General features: G+C 72.6%; 13 protein-coding genes. 2 read left to right on the top strand and 11 right to left on the bottom strand.

Annotation, left to right across the window (positions count from 1 at the left end; genetic code table 11):
- Window positions 1-53: 53 nt before the first annotated feature.
- The 7 genes from QOM21_RS29170 to QOM21_RS29140 form a co-directional block, all read right to left on the bottom strand.
- The gene (locus tag QOM21_RS29170) at window positions 54-890 is read right to left on the bottom strand and encodes an amidohydrolase family protein (RefSeq protein WP_407553985.1); all 837 of its coding nucleotides are present in this window, start codon (window positions 888-890) and stop codon (window positions 54-56) included.
- Window positions 887-1,909 (bottom strand): aldo/keto reductase, encoded by a 1,023-nt coding sequence (locus tag QOM21_RS29165; RefSeq protein WP_407553984.1) that lies wholly within the window; start codon window positions 1,907-1,909, stop codon window positions 887-889. Before QOM21_RS29165 ends, QOM21_RS29170 begins: the two co-directional genes overlap by 4 nt.
- A gap of 6 nt (window positions 1,910-1,915) precedes the next feature.
- Entirely contained in the window at window positions 1,916-2,950 is a 1,035-nt protein-coding gene (locus QOM21_RS29160) for an ABC transporter permease (RefSeq protein ID WP_407553983.1), read from the bottom strand.
- The gene (locus QOM21_RS29155) at window positions 2,947-4,488 is read right to left on the bottom strand and encodes a sugar ABC transporter ATP-binding protein (RefSeq protein WP_407555896.1); all 1,542 of its coding nucleotides are present in this window, start codon (window positions 4,486-4,488) and stop codon (window positions 2,947-2,949) included. Before QOM21_RS29155 ends, QOM21_RS29160 begins: the two co-directional genes overlap by 4 nt.
- 68 nt (window positions 4,489-4,556) lie before the next feature.
- On the bottom strand, window positions 4,557-5,588 hold the full coding sequence (locus tag QOM21_RS29150; RefSeq protein ID WP_407553982.1) for a sugar ABC transporter substrate-binding protein: 1,032 nt from the start codon (window positions 5,586-5,588) through the stop codon (window positions 4,557-4,559).
- 64 nt (window positions 5,589-5,652) lie between these two features.
- Complete coding sequence (locus QOM21_RS29145; RefSeq protein ID WP_407553981.1) at window positions 5,653-6,450, bottom strand: SDR family NAD(P)-dependent oxidoreductase; 798 nt, start codon at window positions 6,448-6,450, stop codon at window positions 5,653-5,655.
- Window positions 6,447-7,814, bottom strand: coding sequence for an enolase C-terminal domain-like protein (locus QOM21_RS29140; protein WP_407553980.1), 1,368 nt, complete (start codon window positions 7,812-7,814; stop codon window positions 6,447-6,449). The genes QOM21_RS29145 and QOM21_RS29140 overlap by 4 nt, the downstream gene beginning before the upstream one ends.
- Before the next feature lie 261 nt (window positions 7,815-8,075).
- Here QOM21_RS29140 and QOM21_RS29135 point away from each other — a divergent pair, with 261 nt between their 5' ends.
- Window positions 8,076-9,212: a PAC2 family protein gene (locus QOM21_RS29135; protein ID WP_407553979.1), complete on the top strand. Its 1,137-nt coding sequence runs from the start codon at window positions 8,076-8,078 to the stop codon at window positions 9,210-9,212.
- A gap of 303 nt (window positions 9,213-9,515) precedes the next feature.
- Here the strand turns inward: QOM21_RS29135 and mshC are convergent, their stop codons facing one another.
- The 4 genes from mshC to QOM21_RS29115 form a co-directional block, all read right to left on the bottom strand.
- Window positions 9,516-10,745 carry a cysteine--1-D-myo-inosityl 2-amino-2-deoxy-alpha-D-glucopyranoside ligase gene (gene mshC / locus QOM21_RS29130; protein ID WP_407553978.1) on the bottom strand — a complete coding sequence of 410 codons (1,230 nt, stop codon included), beginning with the start codon at window positions 10,743-10,745 and terminating at the stop codon, window positions 9,516-9,518.
- 119 nt (window positions 10,746-10,864) lie between these two features.
- Window positions 10,865-11,761: an SCO1664 family protein gene (locus QOM21_RS29125; protein WP_407555894.1), complete on the bottom strand. Its 897-nt coding sequence runs from the start codon at window positions 11,759-11,761 to the stop codon at window positions 10,865-10,867.
- A gap of 5 nt (window positions 11,762-11,766) precedes the next feature.
- On the bottom strand, window positions 11,767-12,357 hold the full coding sequence (locus QOM21_RS29120) for a DUF3090 domain-containing protein (protein WP_407553977.1): 591 nt from the start codon (window positions 12,355-12,357) through the stop codon (window positions 11,767-11,769).
- Between the two features lie 118 nt (window positions 12,358-12,475).
- Entirely contained in the window at window positions 12,476-13,174 is a 699-nt protein-coding gene (locus QOM21_RS29115; RefSeq protein WP_407553976.1) for a histidine phosphatase family protein, read from the bottom strand.
- Window positions 13,175-13,233: 59 nt separating this feature from the next.
- On the opposite strand from QOM21_RS29115, the gene corA reads away from it, so the two are divergent.
- A complete protein-coding gene (gene corA / locus QOM21_RS29110) occupies window positions 13,234-14,226 on the top strand; it encodes a magnesium/cobalt transporter CorA (RefSeq protein ID WP_407553975.1) in 993 nt (330 codons plus the stop codon).
- Window positions 14,227-14,274 lie beyond the last annotated feature (48 nt).

The raw sequence follows: 14,274 nt of genomic DNA, 5'->3' as shown, positions 1-14,274 counted from the left end.
GCGGCCGTGCCCTCGGGCTGAGCCCGGTGGCCGGGATCGGACGGTGCGCGTGTTCAGCCCGGCCCGATGCCGTACACCCGCGCGGCCGTTCCGCCGAAGACGGCGGCCCGTTCGGCGTCGTCGAGCGGCCCGGTGGCGGCCTCGGCGAGGGCGAAGACGTCGTCGTAGTCGGCCGCCAGGGTGCAGACCGGCCAGTCGGAGCCGAACATCACGCGCTCCGGCCCGAAGACGTCCAGGACGTGCCGGGCGTACGGCAGGATCTGCTGCGGGCGCCAGCCGGACGGATCGGCCTCGGTGACCAGCCCGGAGAGCTTGCAGGCCACCTGCGGCAGCCGGGCCAGCTCGGCGACCAGGTCGGCCCAGGGCTGCCAATCGCCCCGTGCGATGGGGGGTTTGGCCGCGTGATCCAGGACCAGGGCCAGGCCCGGCAGGGCGCGCGCCGCGGTCAGCGCGGCCGGCAGCTCGCGCGGGGTGACCAGCAGGTCGTAGACCAGCCCGGCATCGGACAGGACGCGCAGGCCGCGGAGCACGTCCGGCCGTACGAGCCAGTCCGGGTCCGGCTCGTCCTGCACCTGGTGGCGGATGCCCACCAGCCCCGCGGGGAGCCCCGCCAGCACCTCGGCGAGCGCCGGGTCGGTGAGGTCGGCCCAGCCGACGACGCCGCGCACCGGCCCGTCCCCCGCCGCGACCGCCAGCAGTTCGGCCGTCTCCTCGTACGACGACGAGGACTGGACCAGGACGGTGCCGTCCATGCGGTGCGCGTCCAGATGCGGGAGGAGGTCGGGCAGCGCGTAGCTGCGACGGATCGGGTCCGCCCACGGACCGTCCATCCACGGCTGGGCGCGTCGGCTCAGGTCCCACAGGTGGTGATGGGCGTCGATGCGCGTCAAGGACGGGCTCCAGGGGCGGCGAGGGGCAGCGGCAGATCGGGGTCGAGCAGGCCCCGGGCGACGAGGGTATGCCACAACTCGTCCGGGATATCCCGCGCGAAAAGCGTGGCGTTCTGGGCGGCCTCCTCGGGAGTGGCGGCACCGACCACGGCCGACGCGACACCGGGGTGCCCGAACGGGAAGCGGAGCGCCGCGGCCATGAGCGGCACCTCGAACTCCGCGCACACCGAGGCGAGTTGGCGTGCCCGGTGGAGCAGCTGGGGTGGCGCGGGCGCGTAGTTGTACGGCGCGCCGGGGGTCGGATCCGCCAGCAGACCGGAGTTGTAGACACCGCCGACGACCACCGAGGTGCCGCGCCGCGCGCACACCGGCAGCAGATCGTCGAACGCGGTGCGCTCCAGCAGCGTCCAACGGCCCGCACACAGCACCACGTCCACGTCGAGCTCCGCGACCAGACGTGCCAGCACATCGCTGTGGTTCATACCGAAGCCGATGGCGCGTACCACCTTCTGGGCGCGCAGCTCGGCGAGCGCGGGGAAGCCGGTCGCGTACACCTCGGGCAGGTGCTCCTCCACATCGTGCAGATAGACGATGTCGACGGCGTCCACGCCGAGCCGCTCCAGGGAAGCGTCGAGGGTGGCGCGGATACCGTCGCGGGAGAAGTCCCGTACCCGCGTCCGTGCGGGGGTGTCGACGAACCCCTCGCCCGCCACCGCTCCCGGCTCTCCCGGTGCGGTCGGCCGCAGCCTGCGGCCGACCTTGGTGGAGAGCGTGTACGCGCTCCGGTCGAGGCCGCGCAACGCCCGGCCGAGGCGTTCCTCGGAGAGGCCGACGCCGTAGTGGGGGGCGGTGTCGAAGTAGCGCGCACCGGTGGCGAAGGCGGTGCGCACCACCTGCCGCGCCTGCTCCTCGGGGACGGCACGGTAGAGGTTGCCGAGCGGGGCGCAGCCGAGGCCGAGCGCCGGGACGGTCACTCCGCTGCTCCCCAACTCCCGCAGCGCGAAGGGCTGATGGGCCATGCCCGCTCAGTCCTGCTTCTCGCCGCTGGTGAAGCGGGAGATGACCAGCGCGATGATGATGATCATCCCGTTGAGGAACTGCGTCCACAGCGGCGGCACTCCGCCCAGCGTCATCACATTGATCACCAGCTGGAGGGTGAGGACACCGGTGAGCGCGCCGAACAGGGTGCCGCGGCCGCCCTTGAGGCCGATGCCGCCGATCACCGCCGCGGCGAAGACCTGGAAGATCCAGCCGTTGCCCTGACTCGCGGAGACCGCGCCGTAGTGGCCGGTGTAGAGGATGCCGGCGAACGCGGCGAGCACTCCGCCCACGGCCAGCACGATCCAGGTGATGCGGTCCACCCGTACGCCGGCCGCGCGGGCCGCCTCCGGGTTCCCGCCGATCGCGTACAGCGCCCGTCCGTGCCGCAGATATCCCAGCACCCCGCCGCCGCAGGCGAAGAGGGCCAGACAGATCCAGACGGCGGCCGGCACGCCCAGCCAGTCCGCCTTGCCCAGATAGGCGAAGGACTCCGGGACCCCGCCGATGGACTGCCCCTCGGAGATGCCCACCTGAAGGCCCCGCAGCATGGTGAGCATCCCGAGCGTGGCGATGAACCCGTTGACGCGCAGGGTCAGGATGAGGAAACCGTTGGCCGCGCCGACCGCTGCGCCCACGGCGAGGCAGAGCGGGATCGCCGTCCACGCCGGGAAGAGCTCAAGGCCCGCGAAGCGGGAGCCGTGCGCGGGCATCACCAGCCACAGGGCGATCACCGGTGCCAGGCCGATGGTCGACTCCAGCGACAGGTCCATCCGGCCGCTGATCAGGATGAGCGCCTCACCCAGCACCAGCAGGCCCAGCTCGGTGGACTGCTGGACGACGCCGATGAGGTTGTCCTGGGTGAGGAAGGCGGGCGAGACGATGAAGCCGATGACACCCAGCACGAAGATCACCGGTACGAGGGAGAAGTCCCGCCAGCGGGCCAGGCCGCCCAGGGCCCGGTCGGGCGCGGCGGCTTTGCCCACCGCGTCGGTGGCCGGTGGCGATGCGGTCTCGGTCATGGTGCGGTCCCTTCCGTTCCCTCCGTGTGCGCTGCCGCGGGTCCGGTGCCGGGTGCGCCCGCCTTGCCCGCCATGCCTTCCATGGCGGCCACCAGCTCGTGATCGCGCCAGCCGCCGGTGAACTCGGCGATCACCCGGCCGTGGAAGACCGCCAGCACCCGGTCGCAGATCCGCAGGTCGTCCAGCTCGTCGGAGACGATCACCGCGGCGCGGCCGCGGTCCGCGACGTCCCGTACGACGCCCAGCAGAGCGTCCTTGGACCTGACGTCCACCCCGTTGGTGGGCCGGACGGCGACCAGGACCCCCGGGTCGCGGGCCAGCGCACGGGCGATGACGACCTTCTGCTGGTTGCCGCCCGAGAGCCCGGACACGGGCTGCCCGGGCCCGGTGGTCTTGATGTCCAGTGACCTGATCATGCGGGCGGCGAACTCCCGGATCCTCGCGGGCAGTACGGTTCCGGCCGGTCCGAGTTGGTCGGTGACGGTCAAGGTGGCGTTCTCGGCGACGCTGCGGCCCAGGATCAGCCCCTCCCGGTGCCGGTCCTCGGGGACGTAGCCGATGCCCGCGTCGAGGGCGTGCGGCACGCTGCCCGTTCTGACCGGCCGGCCGCCCACGGCGATCCGCCCGCCGCTGGGCGCGCGCAGCCCGACCAGGGTCTCGGCGATCGCGGTGTTCCCGCTGGCCGTGGCTCCTGCCAGCCCCACCACCTCACCGGCCCGTACGGTCAGATCCAGCGGCGCGAACCGGCCGTCGAGGGCGAGCGCCTCGGTGCGCAGCACCGGCTCGCCGGCCGGCCGGCGGGACGGCACGGCCCGCCGCGCCGCGCCCGCCTCCTCCCCCGTCATCGCCGCCACCAGGTCGTCCTCGGCCAGCCCGGGGACGGGGGCGGTCAGCACATGGCGGGCGTCGCGGAAGACGGTGACGGTGTCGCAGAGTTCGTACACCTCCTGCAGATGGTGCGAGATGAACAGGAAGGCGACGCCCTGGGCGCGCAGTTCGCGCAGCTTGCCGAAGAGCCGGGCGATGCCGCCGGCGTCGAGCCGGGCGGTGGGCTCGTCGAGGATGATCAGCCGGGCGCCGAAGGACAGCGCGCGGGCGATCTCCACGAACTGCCGCTGCTCGACGCCGAGATCCTTGATGCGGGCGGCCGGGTCGACCTCGACGCCGTAGTCGGCGAGCAGGTCGCGCGCCCGGGCACGCAGGGCCCGCCAGCGGATGGTCCGCTCGCCCTGGAAGCGGTTGAGGTAGAGGTTCTCCGCGACGGTCAGCTCGGGCACCGTCATGGACTTCTGGTAGACGCAGGCGGCCCTGCGCTGCCAGGCGGCGGTGTCGCCCCAGCCGGGCGCGGGCGCACCGCCGAAGGTGACCTCACCGGCGTCCGGCCGCTCCATGCCGGTCAGCACGGAGACCAGGGTGGACTTGCCTGCGCCGTTGCGGCCGACGAGGGCGTGCGCCTCGCCGGGCCGTACGGTCAGCCGGGCGCCGTCGAGGGCGACGGTCGGCCCGTAGCGTTTGACGATCCCCTCGGCGTGCACCACGGCCTCCTGCGGGCCGGACGCGGGTCCCTCGTCGCCCGGGGCGGGGCGGCCGGTGCTGTCCACGGCCGCTACCTCCGCTTCTGGAGCTGGTTGGCCCACAGCTTCGGGTCGTCGACGTTGCCCTTGGTGACCAGGGGCGCCGGCAGCTGGTCCTCCAGCCCGTTCCTGATCTTCACGATCGTCGAGCCGTGGTCGGTCGGTCCGGGGCGGAAGGTCTTCCCTTCCAGGCCGGCCCGGGCGTAGAACAGCGCGTACTCGGCGTAGAGGTCGGCCGGCTGGGAGAGGGTGGCGTCGATCTTCCCGGCGCGTATGGCGGCCAGTTCGTCCGGTATGCCATCGTTGGAGATGATGGTGATGTGCCCGTCCGCACCGGCCGGCTTCAGGAGCTTCTTCTGCTCCAGCAGGGCCAGGGTGGGCTGGAGGAAGGCGCCGCCGGCCTGGAGGTAGAGGCCGTCGATGTCGCGGTGCTGGGCGAGCAGGCTCTGCAGCTTGGCGGAGGCGACCTCGCCCTTCCAGTCCGTGGCCAGCTCGTGCACGGTGATGCCGGGGAACTTCTTCTTCATGCACGCCGCGAAGGCTTGGGAGCGGTCCCGCCCGTTGATCGAGCTGAGGTCTCCCTGGAGTTCGGCGACGCGTCCCTTGCCGCCCAGCTTCTTGCCGAGGTAGTCGCAGGACTTCTCGCCGTAGGCGCGGTTGTCGGCGCGTACGACCATGTAGACCTTGCCCGCGTCGGGGCGGGTGTCCACACTCACCACCGGGATCTTCTTCTCCGCCAGCCGCTCCAGCTCGGCGGTGATGGCACCGGTGTCCTGCGGAGCCATCACGATCGCCTTGGCGCCCTGGTCGGTGAGGGCCTGCACGTTGGAGACGACCTTGGATATGTCGTTCTGCGAGTTGGACAGCGGCAGCGCGGAAACCTTGCCCTTGTCCAGTCCCTTCTCCACGTAGCTCTGGTAGGAGTTCCAGAAGTCGGTGTCCGTACGGGGCATGTCGATGCCCACCTTGGCGCCGGCGGCGTCGCTGCCGCGGTTGCAGCCGGCGAGCGCGGCGGTGGCGAGCAGTACGGCGCAGGCCGCCGCGCCGGTCGTACGCAGTCTCATGGTGGTCCCTTGGTCGTGGGTGCGGCTGGGGTACGGAGCGAGGGATACGGGGGGCGGGCGCGAATCAGGGGGCCGGGCGCAGGCGGAGGCCCTGCATGCCGCCGTCGACGGCGAGTGCGGTCCCGGTGATCCCGGACGCGGCCGGTGAGGCCAAGTGGACGATGGCGGCGGCCACTTCCTCGGCGGCGACCATGCGTCCCATCGGCTGGCGGGAGTTGAGTGCGGCGCGCTCGGCGGCCGGGTCGTCCGCCTGGTCCAGGAGGCGGCCGACCCATGGGGTGTCGGCGGTGCCGGGGTTGACGCAGTTGACCCGGATGCCCTCGCGGACATGGTCGGCCGCCATGGCCAGGGTCAGCGACAGGACGGCGCCCTTGCTGGCGCTGTACAGCGCGCGTTGCGGCAGGCCCGCGGTGGCCGCGATGGAGCAGGTGTGGGTGAGGGAGACCCGGCCGGGCTGATCGGCCGCCGCGCGGCGCAGGTGCGGCAGAGCGGCGCGGGCGGTGCGCACAAGACCCATGACGTTCACCTGAAGCACCCGGCTCCACTCGGCGTCGTCGTTGTCCTCGACGGTGCCGACGGCTCCGATCCCGGCGTTGCCGACGACGGTGTGCAGGGTGCCCAACTCCCCCACCGCCTCGGCGACGGCGGCGCGGACGGCCGCGTCCGAGGTCACATCGGCCTTCACCGGGATCGCCCCCTCGGGCGCGCCGGACGGGTCGCGGTCCAGTACGGCGACCCGGGCGCCGCGGGCCAGCAGCAGGGCGACGGTGGCCGCGCCGATGCCGGAGCCGCCGCCGGTGACGAGGGCGCCCATGCCCTGGAAGTCGGCCGGCGGGCGGGCGGTCTGCGCTCCGGTGCTCATACGGTGATCTCCTGTTCGTCCTGGCCCGTGGGCCTGCCGTACGCGTGCGGTGGCCGGCGGTCGCGCCGGGCACGCCACACCGGGCCGTCGGGATAGGAATGCGCGGCGACCGACTCGGGCTTGATCCGGGCGGAGAACCCCGGCGCGGTGGGGGCCCGGTAGCGGCCCTGCTCGACGACCACCGGATCGGTGAAGTGCTCGTGCAGATGGTCGACGTACTCGATGACCCGGTTCTCGCGGCTGCCCGAGACCGCGACGTAGTCGAACATCGCGAGGTGCTGCACCAATTCGCAGAGCCCCACCCCGCCGGCGTGCGGGCAGACCGGGACGCCGAACTTGGCGGCCAGCAGCAGGATCGCGAGGTTCTCGTTGACGCCGGCCACCCGGGCCGCGTCGATCTGCACGAAGTCCACGGCGCCGGCCTGCAACAACTGCTTGAAGACCACCCGGTTGGCGACGTGCTCACCGGTGGCGACCGGCACGGGCTGCCCGGCGCGCACCGCCGCGTGCCCCAGGACGTCGTCCGGGCTGGTGGGCTCCTCGATCCAGTGCGGGGAGTACGGCGCCAGCGCGGTCATCCAGCGGACCGCCTCGGCCACGTCCCAGCGCTGGTTGGCGTCCACGGCGATGCGCACCGCGGGGCCGACGGCGTCCCGGGCCAGCCGCATCCGGCGCAGGTCGTCCTCCAGGTCACCGCCCACCTTCAGCTTGATCTGCCCGAAGCCTTCGGCCACCGCCTCCTCGGCCAGCCGCACCAGCTTGGCGTCGTCGTGGCCGAGCCAGCCGGGCGTGGTGGTGTACGCGGGATAGCCCTCGGCCCGCAGACGGGCGGCCCGCCCGGCGCGGCCGGGTTCGGCGGCGCGCAGCAGGGCCAGCGCCTCGTCGGGTGTCAGGGCGTCGGAGAGATGGCGGAAGTCGACCTGCGAGACCAGGTCCTCGGGGGTCATGGCGGCGAGGTACGCCCAGACCGGCAGGCCCGCCCGGGTGGCCGCCAGGTCCCAGGCCGCGTTGATCACCGCGCCCGCGGCCATGTGCATCACGCCCTTCTCCGGGCCGAGCCAGCGCAGCTGGGAGTCGTGCGTGAGGTCGCGGTGCAGGGCGGCCAGACCGGCGGCGGTGGTCGGGGCCGGTCGGCCGACAAGGTAGGGCGCGAGGGAGCGGATCGCGGCCGCCATGACATCGTTTCCGCGTCCGATGGTGAAGCAGAAGCCGTGTCCGGGCGGCCCGCCGGCGGTGTGCAGCAGGACATAGGCCGCTGAGTAGTCGGGGTCGGGATGCATGGCGTCCGAGCCGTCGAGCTGCTCCGAGGTGGGGAAGCGGACGTCGTGCACCTCCAGCTCGGTGACGGTGTCGGCTGCAGCCATGCGGACGCCCCCTGGCATGTCGCGGAAGAACATCGGACCTTTCCCGGTCATCCGATGTATAGCCCTGCCCACACGGCAGCGTCCAGACCGCGTACGGAAGTTGCTCGGACGATCTCGAAACAGGTCGGATGAATGAGCACTCGTTCGTGCAGAGGGGCTGCGAGCAGGCACGCCGGACGCCGTAGTCTGGGGTACGCACGTAATGGATCTGCTGCCGGCGGCCGCCCCGAGGCGGCCGGACCGGTCGGAAGGAGGCGCTGGGTGATCGAGCTCGAGGGGGTGCCCGAGCTGATCGACCCGGTCATGGTGGCCGCGTTCGAGGGCTGGAACGACGCCGGCGACGCCGCCTCCGCCGCGGTCGCACACCTGGACCGGGAATGGAAGGGCGAGGTCTTCGCCGCGCTGGACGCGGAGGACTACTACGACTTCCAGGTGAACCGCCCGACCGTCTTCCTGGAGGGCGGCGCGCGCAAGATCACCTGGCCGACGACCCGCCTGTCCGTCGTGCGCGTCGCCGACTCCGACGGCAAGGGCCGGCCCCGCGACCTGGTCCTGGTGCGCGGCATCGAACCGAGCATGCGCTGGCGCTCGTTCTGCAACGAAATCCTGGGCTTCGCGCACGAGTTGGGCGTGGAGATGCTGGTGGTGCTGGGCGCGCTGCTCGGCGACACCCCGCACACCCGGCCGGTGCCGGTCAGCGGCGTCACCTCCGACACGGAGCTGGCGAGCCGGCTGGATCTGGAGGAGTCCCGCTACGAAGGCCCCACCGGCATCGTCGGCATCCTCCAGGAGGCCTGCACGCACGCGGGCGTTCCCGCGGTGAGCCTGTGGGCGGCGGTGCCGCACTACGTCTCCCAGCCGCCGAACCCGAAGGCCAGCCTCGCCCTGCTCAACCGCCTGGAGGACCTCCTCGACATCCGCATCCCGCTCGGCGAGCTGAGCGAGGACGCGCGCGCCTGGCAGCTGGGCGTGGACCAGCTGGCCGCCGAGGACAGCGAGGTCGCCGAGTACGTCCAGTCGCTGGAGGAGGCCCGGGACACCGCGGAGCTGCCGGAGGCGTCCGGCGAGGCGATCGCCAGGGAATTCGAGCGCTACCTCCGCCGCCGCGACCCGCAGGCCGGGCCGGGCGTGGCGACCGAGGGCGGCCTCACCGACGGCCGCGACGGCTCCTATCTGCGCGACACCTCCAGCGGCCGCACCCGCCCGCCGCGTCCGGCGCCCAAGGAACCGCGCGAGCCCCGGCCCGCCGAGGACGCCGCGGAGCCCCGAAAGGACGCCCCGGAGGCGGAGGGCCGGGCCAAGGACTCACCCGCGTCCCCGGACGTCCCCGACGCGGCCGACTCCGGCGACACCGGCAGGCCCGAGGACGGCAACGGCCCGGAGGACAGCGACCGCTGAGTCGCCCGCAGCACACCGCGCCACCGCACCGGGGCGCCGAACCCGCCGCGAGGCCGGGTCGGCGCCCCGGCCCGTTTCGGGCCCGGCTGCTGTCGACTGACGCTCTGATGATGGTTCGTCATCAGCGATGCGGCGCGAGAGACTCCCGGCCCCTCAGAACGGCGCCCCCGGCGGGGACGCGGAATCGCCCGATCGCCTTCGCCCTGCGACCGGTTGGACCCCGCGCACAGCAAAAGGGGGCGCTCCCGCCGATCGGCGGGAGCGCCCCGGAGGACGGAAGGGGTGAGGGTCAGCGAACGGCCGTCAGAGCGCCACGCCGAGCAGCGCGTCGACCGTGCGGGAGACCAGGCCGGGGGCGGACTCGTCATCGCCGCCGCCGGCCTGCTGGGCAGCGGCCCAGCGGTCCACGGCCGCGAGCGCGGCCGGGGAGTCCAGATCGTCGGCGAGTGCCGTACGGACCTCCGCGAGGAGTGCCTCGGCCGACGGGCCGTCGGGCCGCGAGACGGCGGCACGCCAGCGCGCCAGGCGCTCCACGGCCTCCTCCAGCACCCCGTCGGTCCATTCCCAGTCCGCGCGGTAGTGGTGCGCGAGCAGCGCGAGGCGTATCGCGGCCGGGTCGGTGCCCTCGCGCCGCACCGTGGAGACGAAGACGAGATTGCCCTTGGACTTGGACATCTTCTCGCCGTGCAGCGCGACCATCCCGGCGTGCACATACGCCTTGGCGAACGGGTGCTCGCCGGTGAGCGCCTGGGCGTGCGAGGCGCCCATCTCGTGGTGGGGGAACGCGAGGTCGGAGCCGCCGCCCTGGACGTCGAAGCCCATGCCCAGGTGTTCCAGGGCGATGGCCACGCACTCGATGTGCCAGCCGGGTCGGCCGCGGCCGAGGGAGCGCCCGTCCCAGCTCGGCTCGCCCTCGCGGGCGGCCATCCACAGCATCGGGTCGAGCGGGCTCTTCTTGCCCTCCCGCTCGGGGTCGCCGCCGCGCTCCGCGGACAGCAGGCGCATCGCCTCCGCGTCCAGCCCTGAGACCTCGCCGAAGTGCGGGTCGGACTCGACGGAGAAGTAGGTGTCGCCGTCCAGTTCGTACGCCGCGCCGGCGTCGCGCAGCCGCTCCACCAGCGGGACGATCCCCGGTATGGCCTCGACCGCGCCGATGTACTCGCGCGGCGGCAGCATCCGCAGGGCCGTCATGTCCTCGCGGAAGAGGGCGGTCTCACGCTCCGCGAGCGCCGTCCAGTCCTCACCGGTGTCGACGGCCCGCGCCAGGAGCGGATCGTCGACATCGGTGACGTTCTGCACGTAGTGAACCTGGCGCTTCGTGTCGAGCCACACGCGCTGAACCAGGTCGAACGCGTTGTAGGTCGCCGCGTGCCCCATGTGGGTGGCGTCGTACGGCGTGATGCCGCAGACGTAGATACGGGCGACGGGACCGGGGGCGAGGGTCACCCGTCCGCCGGTCGCGGTGTCGTGGATCCTCAGGTCGCTGCCCTGACCGGGCAGGGCGGGAACCTCAGAAGCGGGCCATGCATGCATGCCTTGAGCGTAACCGGACGCATGTTCCGCATACGAACCGGTCCGGCGCTCTTGGCCGGATAGGCGCTCTTGTGTTCGGGTCCGAATCATGCAAGGAGCCGCCGCGGCGGACGGCGTCCTCAGACCGGTGGCCAGGGGATCGCGGGCCACTGACCGCCGGGCTCCGGGTGCCGGCCGGTCCGCAGCAGTTCCGCGACACGCTCCCGCAATGCCTCGATCTCGGCATCCGTGATCAGTTCGGCCAGTCGGGCGGCGAGCGGCGCGGCAGCCGTGAGTGCGTCCTGGAGGCCCCGCAGGACCTCCAGGGCCTCCTCCGTCAGCGGCTCCCCCGCCCACCCCCACAGAAGCGTGCGCAGCTTGTCCTCGGCGTTGAACGTGACGCCGTGGTCGATGGCGAAAAGCTGTCCGCCGGTCGCGGGCAGCAGGTGCCCGCCCTTGCGGTCCCCGTTGTTGATCACCGCGTCGAGCACCGCGAGCCGCCGCAGCCACGGATGGTCGGCGTGCACCAGGAGCGCGGTGCGGCCGTCGCCGATCTCCGCGAAGCCGACGGCCTTCCAGCCCGGCGCCGGTCCCTCGTCCTCCACCAGGGCCAGCAGTTCCGGGACCGCCTCGCCGTCGTCCCCGTCGGCGGGCGCCTCGATCCACTCCTGGACCATGCCGGTGCCGTACGGGCCGTCCCGCAGCACGGTCGTGGGGATCAGGTCCCAGCCGGTCGCCCGGGAGACCTCGTACGCCGCCACTTCGCGCTGCGCGAGGGTGCCGTCGGGGAAGTCCCACAGCGGGCGCTCGCCGTCCACCGGCTTGTAGACGCAGGCGGCGGTGCGGCCCTCATGGGTGACCGAGCAGTAGAGCACCGCGTTGGACGCCTCCCGGATCTGCCCGCGCACCGTCAGCTCGCCCTCGGCGAGAAACGCGTCCGGCAGTCCCGGGGCCCGCTCCCGCGGGTCCGTGCCCGGCGGGTCCTGCGGTGCGGAGGGGCCGGGAAGCTGCCCGGCCGGTTCGACGGAGGGCTCCATGGCGCTCACGCGTCCCGCCGGTATCCGTTCTGGCGCGGACACACATGTCCCTCCGGATCGAGCGGCAGGCTGCACAGCGGGCACGGCGGACGCCCGGCGTTGACGACATCCAGGGCCCGCTTGGCGAATGCCCTGGCCATGGTGCCGGTGAGCCGCACCCGGAGCATCGGGGGGCCGTTCTCGTCGTCCTGGAGCAGCCGCTCCTCGGCGTCGGCGAGGTCCTCTTCGTTGTCGGCGTCCAGCTCCACCAGGGCCTGCGCCTCGACGATCATCCGCTCGTCCTCGCCGTCCCAGGCGAGCGCCATGGTGCCGACCCGGAACTCCTCCTCGACGGGCGACTCCAGCGGAGCGGTGTCGGAGACCTCCGTGGGAGACATCGCGGGCACCGGGGCGTTGCCCCCGCTGCGCCGCACCACCTCGTCCAGCAGCTCGTCGATCCGCTCCGCGAGGGCCGCGACCTGGGTCTTCTCCAGGGCGACGCTGGTGGTACGGCCTGCCGCGGTGGCCTGGAGGTAAAAACTACGGCGGCCAGGCAGCCCGACCGTACCGGCCACGAAGCGGTCCGGCGCGTCGTAGAAGAACACCTGACGGGACAACGTCCTGCTCCGATTGCTCGACTGCGGGGGCACTGCGGTCGCTGCGGTCCTGGTCACCGCGTCGGATCGCAGGGGCATGGCAGGCAGCGCCGTCGCACCACCCTACTGCGCCGACTGATCACGGTGCTCCCGCACCACCGCCGACCGCGGCATCCCGTTCGGCCGCGGCCGCGCCGCCCTCCTCCCGGGGGGCCAGCCCGCCGAAATCCCCGGTGTCGCCGAGCCGTACGAGGTACGGGCGCAGCCGTGTGTAGCGGATCGCGGTGACCGAGCAGGGCTCCACGGAGATCCGCTGGAAGAGGTCGAGGTGCATGCCCAGGGCGTCCGCCACAAGGGATTTGATGATGTCGCCGTGCGAACACATCACATAGGCGGCCTCGGCGCCGTGGGCGGCCTCGATGCGGGCGTTCCAGTCGTGTACCGCGTCCACCGCGCGGGCCTGCATACCGCGCATCGACTCCCCGCCGGGGAAGGCGGCGGTGGACGGGTGCTGCTGGACGACCTCCATCAGCGGCTGGTCGCTCAGTTCGGCGAGTTTGCGGCCCGACCATTCGCCGTAGTCGCATTCGCTGATCCGGTCCTCCTGGTGCAGCGGCAGGCCGGGGCGGGCGTCCAGCAGCGGCTGCACGGTCTCCTGGCAGCGCTGCAGGGGGCTGCAGACGACGGCGGCCAGCGGCACCTGCGCCAGCCGCGCGGGCAGCGCCGCGGCCTGGGCAGCGCCCCGCTCGTCGAGGGCGACACCGGGAGTCCGTCCGGCGAGGACGCCGGAGGTGTTGGCGGTGGAGCGGCCGTGCCGCACCAGGATCAGCGTGGGCATGGCCGCCAGCCTACGTGCCGCGGGCCCGTTCCTGGCAGGCGGCCGGAGGAGGGGCGAGAATGCCAGATGTGATCGTGGACTGCGCCATCTACCGGGACGGCCGCCGCACCGACGGGCCGGAAGATCTCTCCGCCGCGCTCGACGAGGCTCGGGCCGAGGGAAATTCCTTCCTGTGGCTCGGCATGCACGAGCCGACGCAGGAGGAGTTCGATCGCGTCAGCAGCCAGTTCGGGCTGCATCCGCTGGCGGTCGAGGACGCCCTCAAGGCTCATCAGCGACCGAAGCTGGAGGTCTACGACGACTCCCTGTTCGTGGTGCTCAAGCCGGTCGCCTACGACGACGCGGCGGACACCGTCACCGCCTCGGAGCTGATGCTCTTCGTCGGCGACTCGTTCGTGGTGACCGTCCGGCACGGCGAGGCGAGCCCGCTGCGCACCGTGCGGGTGCGCCTGGAGCACCAGCCGAAGGTCCTCCGGCACGGGCCGACCGCGGTGCTGTACGCCGTCAGCGACGCGGTGGTCGACCACTACATCGAGGTGGCCGCCGAACTCCAGGTGGATCTGGAGGAGTTGGAGGCGGAGGTCTTCGCACCGGTCCGCGGCGACACCAGGAACACCGCGGCCGCGATCTACGCGTTCAAGCGCGAGATCCTCGAATTCCGACGCGCGACCGGCCCGTTGGCGGAGCCGATGGCCCGGCTGCAGAACCCCGGGGTGCCGTTCGTGCACGAAAAGGCCCGGCCGTTCTTCCGCGACGTCGACGACCATCTCACCCGCGCCAACGAGTCGGTCGAGGGCCTGGACCGGCTGCTGTCGGACATTCTCTCCGCGCACCTCGCGCAGATGGGCGTGCGGCAGAACGACGACATGCGCAAGATCTCGTCATGGGCCGCGCTGGCCGCCGTCCCCACCCTGATCGCCGGCATCTACGGGATGAACTTCGAGCACATGCCCGAGCTGCGGTGGCCCCTGGGATACCCGGCGATCCTGCTGGTGATGGCCTCTCTGGAGGTGTGGCTGTACCGGATGTTCAAACGCCGCGGATGGCTGTGACGAAAGGGCGGGCCCGCCCTTTCGTCACAGCCGTCCCGTCACACCGCC

This window comes from Streptomyces sp. Pv4-95 (assembly GCF_045782725.1).
In the GTDB taxonomy this organism is placed as follows: Bacteria; Actinomycetota; Actinomycetes; order Streptomycetales; family Streptomycetaceae; genus Streptomyces.
Note: the sequence above shows the minus strand (reverse complement) of the source record. Positions and strands in the feature narration are given on the sequence as shown.

Excerpts from the sequence above, each read along its gene's own strand:
- QOM21_RS29165 (WP_407553984.1), bottom strand. The coding sequence starts at position 1,909 with ATGGCCCATCAGCCCTTCGCGCTGCGGGAGTTGGGGAGCAGCGGAGTG.
- QOM21_RS29160 (WP_407553983.1), bottom strand. The coding sequence starts at position 2,950 with ATGACCGAGACCGCATCGCCACCGGCCACCGACGCGGTGGGCAAAGCC.
- QOM21_RS29150 (WP_407553982.1), bottom strand. The coding sequence starts at position 5,588 with ATGAGACTGCGTACGACCGGCGCGGCGGCCTGCGCCGTACTGCTCGCC.
- QOM21_RS29145 (WP_407553981.1), bottom strand. The coding sequence starts at position 6,450 with ATGAGCACCGGAGCGCAGACCGCCCGCCCGCCGGCCGACTTCCAGGGC.
- QOM21_RS29140 (WP_407553980.1), bottom strand. The coding sequence starts at position 7,814 with ATGGCTGCAGCCGACACCGTCACCGAGCTGGAGGTGCACGACGTCCGC.
- mshC (WP_407553978.1), bottom strand. The coding sequence starts at position 10,745 with ATGCATGCATGGCCCGCTTCTGAGGTTCCCGCCCTGCCCGGTCAGGGC.
- QOM21_RS29125 (WP_407555894.1), bottom strand. The coding sequence starts at position 11,761 with ATGGAGCCCTCCGTCGAACCGGCCGGGCAGCTTCCCGGCCCCTCCGCA.
- QOM21_RS29115 (WP_407553976.1), bottom strand. The coding sequence starts at position 13,174 with ATGCCCACGCTGATCCTGGTGCGGCACGGCCGCTCCACCGCCAACACC.
- corA (WP_407553975.1), top strand. The coding sequence starts at position 13,234 with ATGCCAGATGTGATCGTGGACTGCGCCATCTACCGGGACGGCCGCCGC.